Source organism: Peredibacter starrii, assembly GCF_034259205.1.
Taxonomy (GTDB): domain Bacteria; phylum Bdellovibrionota; class Bacteriovoracia; order Bacteriovoracales; family Bacteriovoracaceae; genus Peredibacter; species Peredibacter starrii.
On sequence record NZ_CP139487.1, the window covers coordinates 3,934,642 to 3,954,640 of the forward strand.

Consider the following 19,999-nt stretch of genomic DNA (forward strand, 5'->3'; position numbering starts at 1 on the left):
GCGACTATCTGGACCCGGTTTCCGTCTTGGTAAAGTAGCGGAAGTAATGTGGATTCCTGTGGTCATAAAACAGTTTTATACCGTTTTTCTCTCCGAGCGCGTAGTTTCGCCCTTTGATCTCCACAACCTGGTAGACCTCGAAAGCTGGATCTTTAAACGAATATAGGAAGGTGTAATCACCGTCGTTGAAGGCCTTGAGTAGCTCTTCCTGCCCCTTAGCAAGTAGTCCCGGTCGCTCTGGATACGGGATGTAATCTTCCCAAATAGAATCCATATGAATACGGCCGATCATGCTGGCGCGGGAGAAATAGCGAGTTGTTTTGAAAGAGGTGTCCCCTTCTTTCAGAACCTGAAGGGCGATCTCAACGTTTTGTTGTCTTAGCTTTTTCGCTCGTGGCGCCATGTCCGGACAGAAAATTTTCGCCACTCCACTCATATAGTAATAAGTGAAAGAGAACTCACCTTGTTTGAATAAGGCATTTAACCAACGCTCGTTCTTGATATGGAAGTCGGTGGTTACTTTTTTAAGATATGGATAAATGAATTCTTTTTTTCCAATCGAAAGATATTTTGGCTTATCCAAACGATTCATCACCACCCGGGCAACGTCCTGACGTTCAAGGGCGTCGTCACCATCTACTCCACCCACTTCGTTCAATAAAATTGTTTCTAGAACGAAGATTGCACGAGGAAGCTCAGGTTGATTCAACCAATAGTTATAAACTTCGGCCTGCTTAGTATAAACAAATTCTTTCAGCTGATCTGAAGCTCGGTTGTGCTGAAGAATAAGCTGACGGTTAGGAGTTGAATTTTTGTCTCCGGCAATTGATTGAACTTGATTTTCAGGAAGCGTAAGTGAGCGATAGAAATCCAGGGCCCTGCGAGTGCGATCTTCCCACTCATCAAGTCTCTCAACTATGCGAGACTTTCCTTTCGCTAGTTCCGATTCAATTTTTGAAAGCACAAATTCCATATCATAACGGGCATCTTCAGAAAGATAGAAACCATGTTCCTGAAGTTCGAAGTGAAGTGTATCAATTGTCGTACGAAGATAAATATCAGAACCGGTACGGTCTTTATTGTAAGCACCATCTTCTAATAACTTTCTATAAAGGAAAGAATAGTTCGCGATTTTTACTGACTCAGTGTCTTCCTTCTCACGGTATTCATCATAGACCTTGCGGTTCTTTAAATGATCAACAGGATACTGGAAGTTAGACAGGAACGAGACTTTCTTAATAAGAGTTTCGTAGCTCTTAAGAAGTTCGCCCAATACTTTTAAAGATTCTTTACGAGTGGCAGTTCGCTTCGCCTCATCTGAGGCAAGCTCACCTTTTTTCAAAGCGAGAAGTTTCTTCAAGAGTCTGCGTGAAGAAGCTGTGACATCCTCATTCGGAAGCTTTTTTAAGGCCTTTACTTTTCCTTTTTGATCTTTGATCCAAGCGACTTTTTTCTCAAACTGAGGAAGAAGTGCCTTGATGGATTCAACATCTACGTCATCGTTTAATTCAGGAATCCAATACCCTTGTCCACGATAGGCCAGAAGATATTGATCAAACATCGCCTCGGCTTTTGGCACGCAGATACGGGTCCTGAATTTATCGAAGGACTCCATGTAAGTCGCCACGTGATTCGACATGTCCCCTTCCCATTTAACTGAGGAAGTTGCACACGAGGAAAGTGAGACAAGGCTCAATGATAAGAATAAAGCCTTATGGCCTAAGTTCTTGAACAAAGCTCGACTCCCATAATCCAAGACAAGTTCTGTTACTAAGAACTAACAGGACACCATCTTTATCAACGTTTTTATCAATTGCAGTTCTTAGCTCTTCCAGATTAGTAGCGACCTGAGAAGGTTTCCCCATCGCCGTAATCTCTTTGGCAAGTTTATCAACATCAAGATCTTGACCACCTAGTGCAGTCGTAGCGATACTCGCTTTCGCGATGATCACTTTATCGGAACCAGCGAGAGAATCGCGGAATTCATTTTGGAAGATCGAGCTTCTGGCAGTCGCTGAAATTGGCTCGAAGATCGTGACAATCTTCTTACCTTTGAAGCGCGCGCGAATGGCATCAAGAGTTACTGTGATGGCACGAGGATGGTGAGCGAAATCATCGATCACGACCATGTCTTTATATTTGCCACGAACTTCCTGACGACGTTTTACCATGCCAATGGCCTCGGCAGCTTTCTGAACGTCAGCAACTTTGAAACCTTCTGAAAGAAGATAAAGAATACAGCTCGTGATATTGAGAACGTTATGCCCACCAACCACACTCGATTTGAATGGAATTGTTTCACCCTTCCACTTCACTTCGAATTCAGAGCCGTTCTCAAATGTCTTCACATTGTGAGGACCTGCCTCAGATCCAGCTCCGTACAGGAACCATTTCTGACTTTGATTTTGAGAATATTCTTTATGAAGTTTCATCGCTGAAGGATATTCCTGATTCAGGATGAGAGTTGATTTCATATTCGGCATGACCGCACGGAACTCATCTTCGATTTTTTCTACTGAAGAGAAAATGTCCGCGTGATCAAACTCTAACGAAGTCAGGATCATGTTTTTAAGTTCATAAAGACGGAACTTAGAAATTTTATGAAAGTAAGCTGAATCATACTCATCTGCCTCAATGACGAAATACTTGTCACCAAGTTTCGCTGGATCGCGGCCTTCAATGATACCGCCTACAAGGTAGCCAGGATTTTGTCCTAGAGATTCAAGCATCTGAGTTAAGAAATAAGTCGTGGTTGTTTTACCGTGAGTACCAGCAATACCTACTACGTTCTTTTCTTTAAGTACTAGTGAGCCAAGTGCAGATGGAAATGATGTAAATGGCACGCCAGTTTTTTCTATCATACGAGCGGCATCTAACTTCCCTGATACAGAGTTACCCACTACGATCAAATCGTATTGCTTAAGAAATTCAGGAGTCACAACATCTAACTTATGAAGTGGAATACCAGTCGTCTCGAGAAACGTACTCATCGGAGGATAGAAAGCAGAATCAGCACCTTCAACTTGAAAGCCTGCTTGCTTAACCAGAACAGCTGCAGGTCCCATCCCAGCACCACAGATGCGATAAAAAAATACTTTCTTGATTTGCGAGCGACGCTTGATGAGATCTTCTTGCGAGATGAGGTTCGTGAGGTCCATTCCATTTCCTTTAGTAAGCTAGAATTGCTCTATTCTAGCTTACTTCGAGGATGTATGTGGACAATTAGATGAAGAATTAATTAGCTGAGTAAATTACTTAACAATGAATTCTGAGAGTGTTTTCCAGTACTGATCATAAGTCTCAACTTGTGGCATGTGACCAATGCCTGGCAGCTCTTTCAAGGTCCCATTCGGAATGTCTTTGATGACTGCTTTTCCAAGAAGATCATAACGACCCAATTCGTTTTTTACCGAGTCAGGGGCCCAACCTTTTCCAATGGCGGTTCTGTCACGAGTTCCAATGAGAAGAAGAGTCGGCACTTTTAGATATTTAAATTCATAAACCACTGGCTGCGTGAAAACCATATCTGTGGTTAGGGCCGAGTTCCAGGCGATGCGAGGGAAATCTTTGTGAAGAGTCCAGCCGACTAAAACTTCAATTCCCTTTTCATACTCGGGTTTCCATTGGCCGTCGTAATAAACGTTCTTTTGATAATCGCGAATTTTCGTTTCATCGTTTTTGAGTTCAATTTGATAGAGCTCGTTAACATCTTTATAGGGAACCTTTATTCGCCAATCCTCTAGGCCGATTGGATTGATCAAAGCGAGCTTTTGGATTGAATCTGGAAACATAAGTGCCTGACGTGTGGCCAGCATTCCACCCATCGAGTGGCCTACAAGAATGTATTTATCTACTTTTTGTTTTGTTACTAACTCATGCGTCAGCTTAGCGAGAAATTGAAGTGAATAAGGAAATGCTTCTGGCTTACTCGATTTCCCGAACCCAATTTGATCCGGGATGATCACTCTGTACTTGTTGTTTAGAAGATCTTTTGCTGTTCGCTCCCAGTAGTGGCCGGAGAAGTTTTTACCATGAAGTAATACAACAGTACCTTTAGCCTCCCCTTGAGGCTGGATGTCCATGAAGGCCATCTTATAGACCTTCTTTTTTACTCGGATTTCGTGAAACTTCACAGGGAAAGGGTAAGTAAATTTAGTTAGCTCGGCATCCTGGGGCAAGAAAGCGGCCATCGAAAGACCGACTGAAAGTATAAGAAATATAAGCACATTCATGAGCGATCCTTAATGAATAAAATTAAACTTAACTAAGCGAAGGTCGATGAGTCATTTGTTAGGAATAATTTTATAGGTTAGTGGCCCAAATGACAAAAATTCCATTACTGCTCTTAATGTCAGCCTCTTTGATTAATATCGGATGTCAGCCCGCGGGAATTCCTCTAGGCGGTGAAATCCAAGTAAGCATTAGGAACACAAAGCCCTCTATCTCAAAAGTCATCGTTCAGAATGATCAGCTCATTATTTCAGGAAAGAATCTAGATTCAGTTACGATTGCAAAAATCACAGGAAGCACTAACCATACTTTTGAAATTGAATCTAAATCAGATAACAAACTCGTACTCAATGCAAAGAGTGCTTTAAGTCTTTTGGTCGGTGGAACTTTTGATCTACTAATTGGAAACGCGAAAGCAGACGCGACCTTCCCTATTTCGTTTGAATTACAAAATGGACAAGTAACGGCAGCTAAACTTCACAGTATGGGTGCAAGTTCTGGTCAGTTTCTTCGTTTCAATGGAACAAACTGGGCACCAGCTTCTATTTCTAGCTCACAAGTTTTTGCTGGTGCTTATGATGCAGCAAATGACTCACCTGATATTGTGGCCGCAGGTGGCTCTTCTGGGACTTATTATGTAGTTTCAGTAGCTGGTACTCAAGACCTTGGCTCTGGTCTAGTTTCATTTAATGTTGGTGACTGGGTCATTTACAATGGTGCAGTTTGGGAAAAACTAGCAGTTGGTTCAAACACAGTTTCTTCTTTCAATGGTAGAACTGGATTAGTTGTTCCAACAACAGGTGACTACACATGGAGCATGTTAACTAAAGCAGCCGGTAAACTTACTGGTTCGAAAGTTTCAGATATCGCTGATGTTGATGTTGCCGGTATTCAAGATGGCGACATTCTTCAATGGAATGCTGGTGGTTCTAAATGGGAAGTTAATTCTGTTCCTACTCCGACTATCACAGCTGGTTCTATTACAAATACTCAACTTGCAAACAGTGCCGTTGATTCAAACAAGATTGTTGATGGAACAATTGTTAACGCTGATATTTCGGCGACTGCAGCAATTGATCAGTCAAAAATTAATGGTCTAACAACTGCGCTTAATGGAAAAGAAGCTTCTCTTCCTACAGGCGGGACAACTGCTCACTATCTCCGTGGTGATAAAACGTGGGTAAACTTCGCTACAACAGTCCTGGGAACTCAGCTTGCTGGTTATACTGCAGGAACAGCGATTCCTCTTACATCAGCAGACACTATTCCTCAGGCCATTGGAAAACTTGATGCATACATTTCTGCCGTTACGGCCGCTCAAGGTAACTATGTTTTAAGAAGTGGCGCTTCGGCCATGACTGGCGACCTTCAAATGGGAGGCAACCAAATCACAGGACTAGGTGCTCCTGGCGCTGATACCGATGCAGCAACAAAGAAATATGTTGATGATGCTGTAGCTGGAGTAAGTGTTGGTGGTGGTTCTCAGTGGACGACAAATGGAACTGCCATTCATTACAATACAGGTAGAGTCGGTGTTGGTACTGCCACACCAAGTACATTATTAGAAGTTAGCACTGGAGCAACTCCTCCAGCAGCCGACGTTAATGTCATCTCGATGGCCATTCAGAGTAATGTTGACGATATTTCAGGTTCTGGCGCGACCTTCGATAATGGTCTAAAGCAATATCAAATAGGAGTTGCGGATGATGAAGTGCCCGGCATTGGGGGAGTGAGGCCAGATGGCATCGGTACTGCCATGTCTTTCAAAATGACTCCACTTACGGATGGAACTGATCCATTCACAAGTTACGTTTTCCGTGGTCCAGCTACTGCTTCAGATCTATGGATTCATAACGGAAGAATTTTTAACTCAGGAATCTCCATTGGGTATGACCGCCTATCTAATCCGATTCCAACTAATGGTGCCATCATCAATGGGAATGTGGGTATCGGAGTTGCGGCCCCTGGTCAAAAATTATCGGTTGCCGGAACTGTTGGCTTAAAATCAACAACTGCAAACTATGTCACTTTGAGTGCCCCTGCAGGTCTTGCGTCGACTTACGCATTAACATTTCCTGCTGACGATGGTACTGCCAACCAAGTTCTTACAACAGATGGTTCTGGAACACTCACTTGGACTACTCCAGCAACTGGTGGTGCTCCTACTGGTTCAGCTGGTGGCGATCTTACAGGTACCTACCCTAACCCAACTATTGCTGCCGGACTTGCTGCTTCTAAAATTGCTGGTGGTACTGTAGATGATACCGAGTTTGGTTATCTCAATGGTGTGACCTCAAATATTCAAACTCAATTAACTGCAGCGACCCTTCCATCAGGAGGGACAACTGGTAATTATCTTCGCGGTGATAAAACCTGGCAGTCTCTTTCAACAGATGTTATGGCCAGCGTAATGCTGACTTTCAGTGCTGTAACTGGATCATCAGTTATCTCTGGTGACTCTGTACTCGGGGCCTTACAAAAACTCCAAGGTCAGATTGATACTCACACAACAACTCTAAGTTCACACGGGACTTCAATCACAGCAAACACAACCTGGACCAAAACAGGTACAACAGATGTTAAGTATGTTGGAGGTAACGTAGGTATCGCTCGTGATCCAGCTTCCAATACAAAACTAGACGTTGAAGGACAAATTCGTTCAGGGTCTTCTTCAATTACTACTAACGCCATTAACTTCGCTGCTGGTAACACAGTAACGACGACTCATGACTGTGGAACAGCAATGACACTTGCAAATATTCGTGACGGTGGTTCTTATACCGTTGTTGTAACAGGTGCGAGTACAACACAATGTTCTTTCAGCACAACAACAACGGGTGATGATGCCAACACCGTTACTTATCGATTCCAACCGGCGAACGGTGTAAGAACCGCATCTTCGCACACCATCTATTCTATGCTTAGAGTGGGAACTATCATTTACGTATCTTGGATCTCTGGGTTCTTATAAAATAGAACCTTTTCCCCTCTGGCTTAAGGCATTCTAAATAATATTTCTCCAATGAAAGTTGGAGCGATATTACAAAAACCCAAAAAATCTTGATCTGAAAAAATCCGATAAATCATTGTTAATCAATTAACAGGACAATGATGTGCCTTTGTTTTGGATTTTATTATTACTCATTTCATTTCCAGCTCTGAGTTTCAGATCCAATGTTGGTTTTTGGAAAGCGACACCCATTGAGGCCTGTACTTTTGGACCTAACATCCAAGTAAGCGGAACATCGGCAAACGTTGCATCGATCGTAACTGATGGTAGCACTACCTTTATTGGGGGAACTTTCACGAGCGTGAATGGTGTCCCTCGAAATAGAATTGCAGCTTTTGATAACAACTGGAACCTCCTCCCTTTTAATCCAAATCTTAATAGTGATGTAAAGAGTATGAAAATCTCTGGATCAACTCTCTTTATCGCCGGGGGTGTAACCAACATCGGCGATCACGTGAATTCACGTGGAGCCGAGATGACCGTAGGCGGATTACTCAACAAAACCTTCCCTACTGTTGATGGTTCCGTAGATGCTGTAATTTCGGACGGCTCTGGTGGTTGGTTTATCGGTGGAAATTTTTCTAACGTAGGTGGAGTGTCCAGAACAAGACTCGCGAGGATTAATTCAGACGGAACCCTTCATTCCTTCAACCCGGCCCCAGATGGGAAAGTGGTATCATTAAAACTTGATGGCACTACACTCTATGTGGGGGGGGACTTTAACAACATTGCAGGTGTGGCAAGAGGAAGGATTGCAAGTTTTGACATCTCAACAGATACGATCACTTCTTTCAATCCCAGAATGAATAGTACAGTTTCATCATTACTCGTAAATGGAACAACTCTCTACGTGGGTGGTTATTTTAATAATATTGGGTCATTCATTTCAACCAATGCGGCAATTTCAACTAGCGCAGGAATTGTGAATCCATCTTCACCTGTCTTTAACACTTCCCCATCTGTCATCATTCCGGATGGTGTCGGAGGTTGGTATGTGGGAGGAGGTTTTACAACCGTAAATTCAGTTACTCGTAACCGCCTGGCCCGGATCAACGCCGACGGTACACTTCACAGTTTTGCTGCAAGTGTAGATGGTCCAGTGAATACGATGCTTCTTGATGGAACAACTTTATATATTGGTGGGCAGTTTACAACAGTCGCTGGATCCTCAAGAAATAAGGTCGCAGCGATCGATACGAGTACGGGAACAGTTACGAGTTTCATTGCAAATGCAAGCGGGACGCAGTTGAACGCATTGGCAAAATCTGGCAATACTCTCTATATCGGAGGAGTTTTCACAGCAATCAATGGAATAAACAGGCAAAACTTTGCAGCGATTGATGTCACAACCAGTACTTTAACGACTTTCAATCCGAGTGTACCAGGAATAGTTAACGAATTCCTTTTGGATGGCACTAATCTCTACGTGGGAGGTGCCTTTTCGACAATGGCCGGCACCGCCAGAAGTAATATAGGACTTTTTGATCTTTCCACTAATACCCTAAACTCAACTTTCAAACCGGTAATCACCGGATTAGTAAGTGATATGGTGTTGAACGCCGGCTCACTCTACGTTGCCGGGAGTTTTTCAAATATCGATGCAAGCAGCAGAAGTCATCTGGCCTCACTAAATGCGACAACCGGTGCAGTCAACTCCTTTGCCCCCGTTATCGATGAACAAATTTTTGATCTGTATTTAGAAGGAACTACCTTATACGTTGGAGGACAATTTACTACGATAGATAATCAGCCAAGAGCGAGAGTTGCAGCCTTCGAAATTTCAACCGGAAACCTCACAAGTTTTAATCCTGGGCTTAACAGCAGCACAAATGCAATCGCAGTCAGTGCTGGTAATATCATGATAGGTGGAAACTTCGCAGTCGTAGGAGGAACATCAAGGCTTAATCTCGCCGCTTTAAACAAAAATGACGGAACTGTTTTAAGCTTTAACCCTAATCCTAGTAGTGCAGTCTACACCACTCACCTTGAGGGATCGACCTTATATTTTGGCGGAGCGTTTTTAAAATTTAATGGTGCAAGTCTGAGATACCTTGCTGCGGCTAATGCGGTCACGGGGGCCGATACTGGATTTGTTTCACAGGCCAATAATGTGGTTCGCTCTATTCTAAAAGTCGGAACGACTCTTTACGTTGCAGGATTATTTACTTCAATGAAAAGTGTGACTCGTAATAAAGTGGCAGCTTTCAATCTATCAACAGAGGCCATCCTTCCTTTTGATCCAAACGTTGGTACTACTGGTGAAATTGTCTATTCCCTGGCCTCTGATGGAGCAAGTCTCTTTATCGGGGGTGAACTTACCAGTGTTGCAGGTGTAGAAAGAAATAAATTCGCTTCAGTGAATTTAACCACTGGGGCACTAAATACTCTCACAGCTGAAGCGAATGATAATATTCTGAGCATGGCGTATGATGGAAAGTTATATATTGGAGGCACATTCACATCTATTGGTGGAATTTACCGAGGACATGTCGCAGCTTTCGATATTCCTTCAGGTAATCTCACCAATTTCCATCCAAATGCTGATGACGTAGTCTGGACCATTGATGCCAGTGGTGGTCTGGTTTATCTTGGTGGCGGTTTTTCTAACGTCGGAGGAACAGCAAGATCAAGATTAGCCGCTGTAGACGCAACGACAGGTGCCCTAGATTCATTTAATGCCGGAACGATCAATTCAACAAAATTGCAAGTTCTGACAGTTTCAGGAAATAATCTCTTCATCGGTGGGGATTTTACGACAGTTAACAGTACATCCCGAAGTAGGGTTGCAGCCTTCGACATTACGACAAAAACTTTAACTGGTTTCAATCCTAACGTTACCGGAGGCACGGGAGGAATCGTTTCTGATCTTCACGCATATGGGACAACCTTGTTCATTGGAGGAAATTTTACGAACGTTGGAGGAACTGCCCGTGGGAACTTGGCCCAAGTAGATATCGGTACTTCGACTCTTACAGCATTAAATTCATCAACTGTGGGTAATGTTAGCGAGATTTTCATTCACAATGACACACTCTACATTGGTGGCTCGATGACTACCTTAATGGGAAGTGCACGACCAAATTTTGGGATGATAGATTTGCTAACCAACACCTTGAAACCTCAACCAGTGACTCCCGGCGGATTTATAGGGTCGATTGCGTCCGTGGGGACTTCTATCGCTGTTGGTGGTCAATTTACGGCCTTCAATGGCAACCCCAGTCGCGTTCGTTTAGCGGCATTCACCTGCCCTTAATCATCAATCCTATCGTATCGACAGCCCCAAATGAGTGCTCCAACGACTAAGATATTCTCTTCATTAAACTTTGGATCATTAAGTGGACCGAACTCCGAAATTTGAGTTGGGCAATATGCAAACTCTGGAAACACAGATTCAAAATCGTCATCATCACTAAGAACTTTCAGAGCAACATCTCTTACAACTTTCTCTTCGAGTCTTCCGGCATTGTACTCTTTCAGAGCGAGCTCATAAGTTGTGAAGTACTTCACTGCTGAAGCCGGGACAGCTCTATTTTTAACAATATGAATATAGCTTGCAAGAATGCGATCAGGATATTCTTTGATAATGTTATCGTAGATCTCAGGATCATCTCCCACATCATCCCCCATCAGGATAAATTGATCTGTAGTTGAATCAATCACCTTTTTAATAGCACCGGTTTTATATTCCATGTGATCAGGACGATTAAAGTTACTATTGAGAATAACGTCGTTGTGTTGAATCTGATGTTTCTCCATCAAAGACACAACTTTGCCTTTAAGAATTTCTGGAGAAGAAGAAACAACTGTAAGACCATTCACATAACTTCTCGTTCCTGCAAGAAACTCAGGAATTCCGGCATAGACCTCTTTTCTGGCAGTCGCATATCCCACTGATTCAACCAAGTCACCGGAGTTCGTGATTTTGATCGTGTCATCTAAATCACTAATGATCTGAATTCCAGCGAAGGCATTAAAAGAAAGAAGCGCAGAGAGAACTAAGATCTTTTTCATAGGAACTCCAATTAAAAATAATTAACAAGAGTATCCCCTTCCTAACTAAATCCTGACAGAGCGAATGAACTATCTATCAAGGGTGTCTAAACTTTAGACACTTTCGGCACCTTTTGCCTGTGGAGCACCTTGGAACTTAATTATTACTTTACTCTTTAAATATTAAGACCCTGAAAGACGATAAATATTTGGAACGGCTTAACAACTGTAAAGAAAATATGAAAAAGCATACCATCATTTACTTAATATCCTCCGTGCTTCTACTTACTTCATGTCAGGACGCTGGATTATTAGGTGGTCAAATTTCAATTAGCATTAAAGATAGCAAGCCAGAAATCACACAAGTTAAAGTTCAGAATAATCAGCTCATTGTTACAGGAAAAAATTTAGAAAATGTTTCACTCGCAAAAGTAGAAGGAAGCACGAATCATACTTTCGAAATTGAATCTAAATCTTCGAGTCAAATTGTTCTTAATGCAAAAAGTGCTCTCAGCTTTTTAGTTGGACAAACTTTCAATCTAATTGTTTCAAATGCACAGGCGGCCGCGACCTTCCCTATTTCATTTGATCTTCAAAATGGACAAGTGACTGCAGCGAAACTTCATCATATGGGTGCGAGTGCGGGACAAGTTCTACAATTTAATGGAACGACTTGGGCGCCTGCAAATGCGGCAAGCTCTCAGGTTTATGCCGGAACATACAATGCAACAACTGATAGTCCAAACATTGTGGCCGCTGGCGGCTCAGTTGGTACTTACTACATCGTAACTACAGCTGGTACTCAAGATCTCGGTACCGGTGCAATTACCTTTGCTGTAGGTGATTGGGTAATTTTTAACGGAACGTCTTGGGAAAAAGTCGCCATTGGCGGTAATACTGTTTCGAACTTCAACGGACGTACAGGCGCAGTTGTTCCTCTTGCTAATGATTATTCATGGAGCATGCTTACAAAAGCCGCAGGTAAACTTACAGGTTCAAAACTTTCTGAAATTGCAGATGTTGATGTAACCGGAATTCAGGACGGTGACATTATTCAATGGAACGCAGGAGGATCGAAATGGGAAGTGACAGCAGTCCCCGCTCCAACGATCGCAGCTGGTTCCATCTCAAACACTCAACTTGCTAACAGTGCCGTTGATTCGAATAAAATTGTAGATGGATCAATCGTGAATGCTGATATTTCTGCGACTGCAGCTATTGCACAATCCAAAATTCAAAACCTCACAACTGACTTAGATAATAAAGAGCCACTTCTGCCGACTGGTGGTACTACTGCTCAATATCTTCGTGGTAATAAAACACTTGCGACTCTTGATACTTCTGTCGTGCCAGAAAACGGTAATCAATACTTCACGGCCGCTAGAGTATTAGGAGTGCAGCTCACTGGTTATTCTGCTGGCACGGCCATTCCTCTTGCCGCCACAGATACAATTCCGCAGGCACTGGGAAAACTAGAGGCCTACATTGCTTCGATCTCTGCAGTACAAAGTAATTATGTTCTTCTGAATGGAACAAGCACTATGGGTGGTGACCTTCAAATGGGTAACCACAAAATTACAGGTCTTGCTGCTCCGGCCGTTAATACAGATGCCGCAACTAAAAAATACGTTGATGATGCTGTTGCAGGTGTAAGTGGTAGCGTCTCATCACAATGGACAACCAACGGCACGGCCATTCATTACAATACCGGTCGCGTGGGAATTGGAACCACAACTCCAAACAATCTACTCGAAGTTAGCACAGGCGCAACACCACCTGCTTCTGATGTAAGTCTTATCTCAATGTCGGTCCAAAGTGATATTACTGATTCTGCTTTAGGTGCGACTTTCAACAATGGTCTTAAATCCTATGAAATCGGTGTAAGTGACGATACCATTTTAGATGATTCTGGCTCTGAACCGTCAGGTATCGGTTCCGCCATGTCATTTAAAATGACTACTGTATCTGAAACTAGTGGCACGGGTGTGGCCCCTTTTACAAGCTATGTTTTTAGAGGCCCAAGCGCTTCGAGAGATTTTTGGATTTATAATGGGCGCATTTTTCCAACAGGTATTTCTGTTGGATATGATCGCCTTACAACAATCGCCCCAGTAAACGGTGCCATTTTCAGCGGTAACGTGGGTATTGGTGTTCCAGCTCCTTCACAAAGATTAGCAGTTGATGGAACTCTGGGTTTAAAATCAACGACGGCAAACTACGTTGTACTAAAAGCACCTGCTGGTCTGGGTAGCTCTCTCACTTTTAATTTCCCTACTGGTTACGGCTCAAACAACCAAGTACTCACAACTGATGGTTCAGGAAATCTTTCTTGGACAACACCTGCCGGTGGTGGCGCTCCGACTGGTTCTGCCGGTGGTGACCTAACAGGTACATATCCTAATCCAACAATTGCGGCGGGGCTTGATGCTGCAAAAATTGGTGGAGGAAGTGTTTCCAGTACTGAGTTTAACTATCTTGATGGTGTGACTTCTTCAATTCAAACTCAATTAACTGGTAAAGAACCAACAATCACTGCAGGTACAACTGCGCAGTATATTCGTGGTAACAAATCTCTCGGAAACTTTGATACCGATGTGAATGCGGCACTTTTACCCCTGGGCTTTGCGGCCTCTGGGGCAGGTGACGTTGGTCCACTAGATTCAATGCAAACCGCTCTAGCGAAACTTCAAGGTCAAATTGATGGCCACGATACTCAGATAGCTTCAGCAACTACTTGGGCCAAAACTGGTTCAGACGTTTACTATACAGCTGGTAATGTTGGTATTGGTCTTAATAATCCGGCCGCTAAATTGCACATGCGCGGAGCCGCTGCTTTCGAAAGTATTTCCGCAGACGGTTCTGGACCAACATTCAGTTTCTGGAAGTCTCGAAACTATGCGGCCACTCAGGATGATGATGAACTTGGATTTATCAACTTCTATGGTCATGGTGGATCAGGACTACTGAGATCAGCTTATATTGTTGGCAGAACTGATGGAACTCCTACAGCAACTTCTGCTCCAGGTAGTCTCTCATTTTATACAACATCCGCTGGCGATACAGATTCGACTGAAAAAATGGTTATTACACATGATGGGAAAGTAGGAATTGGCAATCGTTGGCCAGGATTTGCACTGGACATTAACAGCTCGTCGTCATTCCAACAAAGAATCTCGCATTATTCAAATAACGACTACGATGGTGCGGCCATCATGATGGTGCGTGGACGTGGAACATACGATACCTCAACCGCTGTTCAAAACTCTAACACCATTGGTGGAATGTACTTCAGAGCTTGGGACGGAAGTAATGCCAGCACGACAACTGCTGCGATGGAAGTGATGTCGACTGAAAATCATTCTGCTACCAACAAAGGTAGTAAGATTTTTTTCCAGACAACTCCTAATGGAACAAATTCTCGCATGGAAAGAATGGTTATCAATCACAACGGTAATGTGGGGATTGGTGTTACGAACCCTTCTACTAAGCTTGAGGTTTCAGGTGAGATCACTGCGACGACAGTTTCGGCGACTACGATGTACGCCAATGGATTGGCGGTCAATGGAGTCAATTCCATGAGTGGTGTAATGTCCATTCGTAACACGGCTGCAGATGGTCTATCAGGTGCTATCTTCACCGATCAAGCTGCTGCTCAAAAAGGGTTTATTGGCCACATCAATAGCGGTGCTTCAGGATATCCAGTCAACTCCATTACGATGATGGGAGCGGGAGTTCCGGTGGTCCTTGCCGTAGACTCAAGCGCAAAAGTCACAGTTAGTGGTGCATTGGTAGATATTGCTACCAATTTGAACCTGGCCTCAGGAAAAGTTTTAGCAATTAACAGCACTCCTATTTGTTCCGCTGCCGGTTGTACATCTTCATCAGATAGACGATTAAAGAGAGACATTCACCCACTCCACGATTCTCTGCTCAAAATCACTCAACTGAAAGGTGTTCAGTACTACTACATTGATACTCAAAATTTCGGAGAACAACATCAGGTGGGAGTGATCGCTCAGGATGTAGAAAAAGTATTTCCTGAAGTGGTTAAAACTGATCCTAAAACAGGTCTGAAGTCTGTGGCCTACGATCACTTAGTGGCACCAATTATCGAAGCAATCAAAGAGCTTCATACAAAAGTGATGGCGTTGGTGACAGCCTCAGACAAGCATTCTCGAGAAATTGCTTCTATCAAAGAAGAGAATAAGCAGCTTAAGTCTGAGAACGCCTTAATGAAAACATACCTTTGCGAGAAAGACCCTAAGGCGAGCTTCTGTAAGTAACCGCTCCCTCTAGGCGATATTCTCCTCTCATTACCTCATTAGGCAATTCTTAATAGGTCATAAAAAAACTTAAATAAATCCAAGATTTAGGTCGATAATTTCATTAAGAAAAGAATAATCTTAATGAATAAATACTTAATAACCCTAGTTTTGATATCACTGCTTACTCTGGCCGGTTGTCAGGACAGCTCCATGTTGGGCGGTAAGATCTCAGTCTCAATCAAAGACAGTAAACCTGCGATCACTTCAGTTAAAGTACAAAATGATCAGCTTATTGTTAGTGGAAAAAATCTCAGCAAAGTTTCTACCGCCAAAATCGAAGGCAGCTCAAATCATATTTTTGATATCGAAACTAAAACTGACGGACAGTTAATCCTCAATGCGAAAAGCGCATTGAATATCTTGGTTGGCCAAACTCTCAATCTGATTGTTTCGAGTGCGAATGCGAGTGCAACATTTCCTATTAGCTTTGAATTACAAAACGGACAGGTCACGGCCGTGAAGCTCCACCATATGGGAGCATCAACAGGACAAGTACTTCGCTTCAACGGGACTAACTGGGCCCCAGCTTCGTTTTCAAGCTCACAAATTTTTGCTGGTGCTTACGACGCTTCAACTGATTCGCCCGACATCGTTTCTATTGGTGGTGCTTCTGGTACTTACTACATCGTAACAGTTGCCGGCTCTCAGGATCTAGGTTCTGGCATGGAATCATTCGCTGTGGGTGATTGGGTTATTTTTAACGGTTCGACTTGGGCAAAAGTTGAAGTTGGAACAAATACGGTCTCAGGATTTAACGGAAGGACTGGACTAGTTGTTCCTCTGGCCAATGACTACTCGTGGAGCATGCTCACAAAAGCAGCAGGTAAACTTACAGGTTCGAAAATTTCCGAAATCGCTGACGTTGATGTAGTCGGTATTCAAGATGGGGATATTCTTCAATGGAATGTTGCTACATCTAAGTGGGAAGTAAATTCAATTCCTGTTCCTACTATTGCGGCCGGTTCGATTTCAAATACACAACTCGCCAACAGTGCAGTCGATTCAAACAAGATTGTGGATGGATCAATTGTGAATGCTGACATTTCAGCAACTGCGGCCATTGCTCAATCTAAAATTCAGAACCTCACGACTGATTTAGGTAATAAAGAACCACTACTCCCTACGGGTGGAACGACAGCGCAATACCTTCGTGGTAACAAGACTCTTGCTACTCTTGATACGGCCGTAGTTCCCGAAAATGGAAATCTCTATTTCACACCAGCTCGTGTTCTAAGCACGCTCATTACAACATACGCCACAGGTGGCACTGGTGCCATTGCGGTTACTGATACGGTTCCACAGGCCCTCTCAAAACTTGAAACGAAAACTAATTCATTAGGTAACTACGTTCTTCGAGATGGAACAGCGGCCATGACTGGTGCGCTTCAGATGGGCAACAACAAGATTACAGGTCTTGCTACACCTACAGTGAATACAGATGCAGCAACAAAAGCTTATGTAGACTCTGTTGCCGGTGGAGTTTCTTCTCAATGGACAACTAATGGCTCGGCCATTCATTACAACACAGGTCGTGTGGGAATTGGAACCACGACTCCAAGTACATTATTAGAAATCAGCACAGGTGCTACTCCTCCCGCTGCTGATGTAAATGTAATCTCAATGACTGTTCAAAGTAATGTTTCTGACAGTGCAGGTACTGGCGCCGATTATGATAATGGACCAAAACTTTATCAAATTGGCGTTGGTGATGATCAATTGAAAGATCCAACAGGGGACACCCCAACTGGAATTGGTACTGCCATGTCATTTAAAATGACTCCTTTCACTGATACTGCTGGAAGCGGAGCTGAGTCGTTCACCAGTTACGTTTTTAGAGGTCCAACTTCTGCTACTGACTTTTGGGTTCATAATGCAAGAATGCACGCTAAAGGTTTAAACCTTGGATATAATCGTCTATCGGATTCTATTCCAACAGATGGGGCCATTATTAGTGGGAACGTGGGTATCGGAGTTGCGGCCCCAGCTCAGAAACTATCTGTTGGTGGCGCAGTTGGTTTAAAATCTACCAACACAAACTATGTAACACTGAGCGCACCTGCGGCCCTTGCATCTTCTTACGCACTAATTTTTCCTGCTGATGATGGAGATGCTAACCAAGTTCTAACGACTAATGGTTCAGGCGTTTTGTCATGGACTACTCCTGCAGGCGGCGGCGGTGGAGCCCCAACTGGTTCAGCCGGTGGAGATCTAACTGGAACTTATCCTAACCCAACAATCGCAGCAGGACTTGATGCGACTAAGATTGGTGGAGGAGCGATTTCAAATACTGAATACAGCTACCTTGATGGCGTGACTTCAAATATTCAAACGCAACTTTCTGGCAAAGAACCAGCAATCACCGCAGGTACTACTGCTCAATATCTTCGCGGTAACAAAACTCTAGGAACATTTGATACTGACGTTGTAGCCGCACTTCTTCCTTTAGGCTTCGCTGCTTCCGGTGCAGGCGACGTTGGCCCGCTAGATTCAATGCAAACCGCTCTCGCTAAACTCCAAGGTCAAATCGATGGCCATGATACGCAAATTGCATCTGCCACTACATGGAGCAAAACAGGCAGTGACGTTTATTACACTGCTGGGAATGTGGGAATTGGTCTGAATAATCCTTCGACCAAATTCCATATGAGAGGACCAGCGGCCTTTGAGAGTATTTCTAATGATAGCTCTGGTTCAACTTTCAGTTTCTGGAAATCACGAAACTTTACCGCTACTCAAGATGGAGATGAATTAGGTTTTATCAGCTTTGTTGGTCACGACGGTTCAGACCTTCGACGATCTGCTTATATTCTTTCTCAAACAGAAGGAACACCGACCACCGGTTCAGCTTCCGGTAATATCAGTTTTCACACTACTTCAACTGGAGCAGCTGATAGTACGGAAAAAATGAGAATCACGGCCGATGGGTATGTTGGTATTGGACTCACAACTCCAGCCACTAAGTTCGAGGTTAATGGAAGTATCAAAATTGGTAATAGTAACGAAGTATGTACTGCTGCACTCGCAGGTGCCATTCGCTATGCTGGATCTGCTACAGAATTTTGTAACGGTGTAAACTGGCTTGGATTAGGTAATAATGAAGCCATTCCGGCCAGTACAACTCTTCTCATGAAAACATGTCCTAGTGACTGGACTGATATTGGCGCTGTTGGCACCGGTCCAAATCTTGCTACATGTAATGGAACTGCCTGTCGCATGTGTACTAGCCCAGCTTCACCAAGTGCCATTCCCTCCTCTTCTATTTTGTTGATGGATAAGTGTCCAGTTAGTTGGACTACTCTTTCTCGTGCCACAGGTCCTGGTTCTGCTGGAGTTACAAATGCCCTTTTTAGCTCTTGTCAGAGCCCCGCGATTGCAACGGCTCTTCCAAGCAGAGTAAAAATAATTGCTTCATCATGTCCTACCAATTGGCAAGATCTAGGTGCTACTGGTCCTGGACCAGCATCAGTTACCTGTTCCGGAATATCTTGTCGTATGTGTGAAGTCGGTGCGGCTTCAACAAATTTGTATATATCTCCTGGTGGATCAGCAACTTCAGACGGTGAAACACTTACTCTTCGGGCAGGTAATGGTGGAACAACAAGCGGAAAAGGAGGAACTGCAATGCTACTTGGCGGTGCAGGAATTGAAGGAGACGGCGGCGACGTAACAATTACTGCAGGCCCTGGATGGACAGCAACAACTCTAGATAGGGCCGGAGGAAATGTGACGATCACCGGTGGTGATGGTGGATTCAGTTCAGCAACTGGTAACGGTGGCCATGTGACTCTTTCTGGAGGAACTCCATATGGAGCGGGAGTTAAAGGTCAGGTTAAAATCAATAGCGATCTTAATATTGCATCTACCTATGCTCTTCTGATTGCTGACGTTCCAGTTTGTACATCATCAGGCTGTACTTCTTCTTCTGACAGGAGACTTAAGAAAGACATTCATCCTCTTGAAAACTCTCTACTTAAAATCACTCAGCTTCAAGGTGTTGAGTACTACTACATTGATGCTAAAAAATTCGGCAAACAGCGCCAGGTGGGTGTGATCGCTCAGGATGTTGAAAAAGTATTTCCTGAAGTGGTTAAGACAGATTCTAAAACTGGATTTAAGTCAGTCGCTTACGATCACTTAGTGGCCCCAATTATCGAAGCCATCAAAGAACTTCTTGGAATGACGAAAGAGAATACCCGCGCAATTGCCTCTATCAAAGAAGAAAACAAAGAACTCAAAACTAGGCTCAACAGAGCTGAAGAGAAGAACAAGAAGCTTGAAGAGGAAAATTCTGCCGTTAAGGCCTATCTATGTCAGAAAGATCCTAAAGCGGGCTTCTGCAAATAGAACGTCTTAAATGCTTAGTAACCGCCGCTCCTGGCTGCTCCATAAGATAATTAATGATTATCGCCCTAAGATATTAATTTTCTTTAAATAAATCTTCATT

Annotated in this window: 8 protein-coding genes; 4 read left to right on the forward strand and 4 right to left on the reverse strand. The window is 43.5% G+C overall.

Going from position 1 to position 19,999, the window contains the following annotated elements; translation table 11 throughout:
* Positions 1–4 precede the first annotated feature (4 nt).
* The 3 genes from SOO65_RS19750 to SOO65_RS19760 all read right to left on the reverse strand — a co-directional run bounded on the left by SOO65_RS19750 (position 5) and on the right by SOO65_RS19760 (position 4,232).
* Positions 5–1,639, reverse strand: a complete 1,635-nt coding sequence (locus tag SOO65_RS19750) for a hypothetical protein (protein ID WP_321394684.1) — start codon at positions 1,637–1,639, stop codon at positions 5–7.
* 73 nt (positions 1,640–1,712) lie between these two features.
* Positions 1,713–3,158 (reverse strand): UDP-N-acetylmuramate--L-alanine ligase, encoded by a 1,446-nt coding sequence (locus SOO65_RS19755; protein WP_321394686.1) that lies wholly within the window; start codon positions 3,156–3,158, stop codon positions 1,713–1,715.
* A 93-nt stretch (positions 3,159–3,251) separates the two neighbouring features.
* On the reverse strand, positions 3,252–4,232 hold the full coding sequence (locus SOO65_RS19760) for an alpha/beta fold hydrolase (RefSeq protein ID WP_321394689.1): 981 nt from the start codon (positions 4,230–4,232) through the stop codon (positions 3,252–3,254).
* 128 nt (positions 4,233–4,360) lie between these two features.
* Between SOO65_RS19760 and SOO65_RS19765 the strand changes: the two genes are divergently transcribed.
* Positions 4,361–7,201 carry a hypothetical protein gene (locus tag SOO65_RS19765; RefSeq protein ID WP_321394692.1) on the forward strand — a complete coding sequence of 947 codons (2,841 nt, stop codon included), beginning with the start codon at positions 4,361–4,363 and terminating at the stop codon, positions 7,199–7,201.
* 142 nt (positions 7,202–7,343) lie between these two features.
* On the forward strand, positions 7,344–10,493 hold the full coding sequence (locus SOO65_RS19770; RefSeq protein ID WP_321394695.1) for a beta strand repeat-containing protein: 3,150 nt from the start codon (positions 7,344–7,346) through the stop codon (positions 10,491–10,493).
* On the opposite strand, the gene SOO65_RS19775 is transcribed toward SOO65_RS19770, so the two are convergent.
* Entirely contained in the window at positions 10,490–11,251 is a 762-nt protein-coding gene (locus tag SOO65_RS19775) for a phosphatase domain-containing protein (RefSeq protein ID WP_321394698.1), read from the reverse strand. The genes SOO65_RS19770 and SOO65_RS19775 overlap by 4 nt on opposite strands.
* A gap of 218 nt (positions 11,252–11,469) precedes the next feature.
* Here SOO65_RS19775 and SOO65_RS19780 point away from each other — a divergent pair, with 218 nt between their 5' ends.
* Both SOO65_RS19780 and SOO65_RS19785 read left to right on the forward strand, forming a co-directional pair.
* The gene (locus tag SOO65_RS19780) at positions 11,470–15,513 is read left to right on the forward strand and encodes a tail fiber domain-containing protein (protein ID WP_321394701.1); all 4,044 of its coding nucleotides are present in this window, start codon (positions 11,470–11,472) and stop codon (positions 15,511–15,513) included.
* Between the two features lie 192 nt (positions 15,514–15,705).
* A complete protein-coding gene (locus SOO65_RS19785) occupies positions 15,706–19,899 on the forward strand; it encodes a tail fiber domain-containing protein (RefSeq protein WP_321394704.1) in 4,194 nt (1,397 codons plus the stop codon).
* The last annotated feature ends 100 nt before the right edge of the window (positions 19,900–19,999 follow it).

Bases quoted from the DNA above. Each gene is read 5' to 3' on its own strand.
- SOO65_RS19750 (WP_321394684.1), bottom strand. From the start codon at position 1,639: ATGTCGAATCACGTGGCGACTTACATGGAGTCCTTCGATAAATTCAGG.
- SOO65_RS19755 (WP_321394686.1), bottom strand. From the start codon at position 3,158: ATGGACCTCACGAACCTCATCTCGCAAGAAGATCTCATCAAGCGTCGC.
- SOO65_RS19760 (WP_321394689.1), bottom strand. From the start codon at position 4,232: ATGAATGTGCTTATATTTCTTATACTTTCAGTCGGTCTTTCGATGGCC.
- SOO65_RS19775 (WP_321394698.1), bottom strand. From the start codon at position 11,251: ATGAAAAAGATCTTAGTTCTCTCTGCGCTTCTTTCTTTTAATGCCTTC.
- SOO65_RS19780 (WP_321394701.1), top strand. From the start codon at position 11,470: ATGAAAAAGCATACCATCATTTACTTAATATCCTCCGTGCTTCTACTT.
- SOO65_RS19785 (WP_321394704.1), top strand. From the start codon at position 15,706: ATGTTGGGCGGTAAGATCTCAGTCTCAATCAAAGACAGTAAACCTGCG.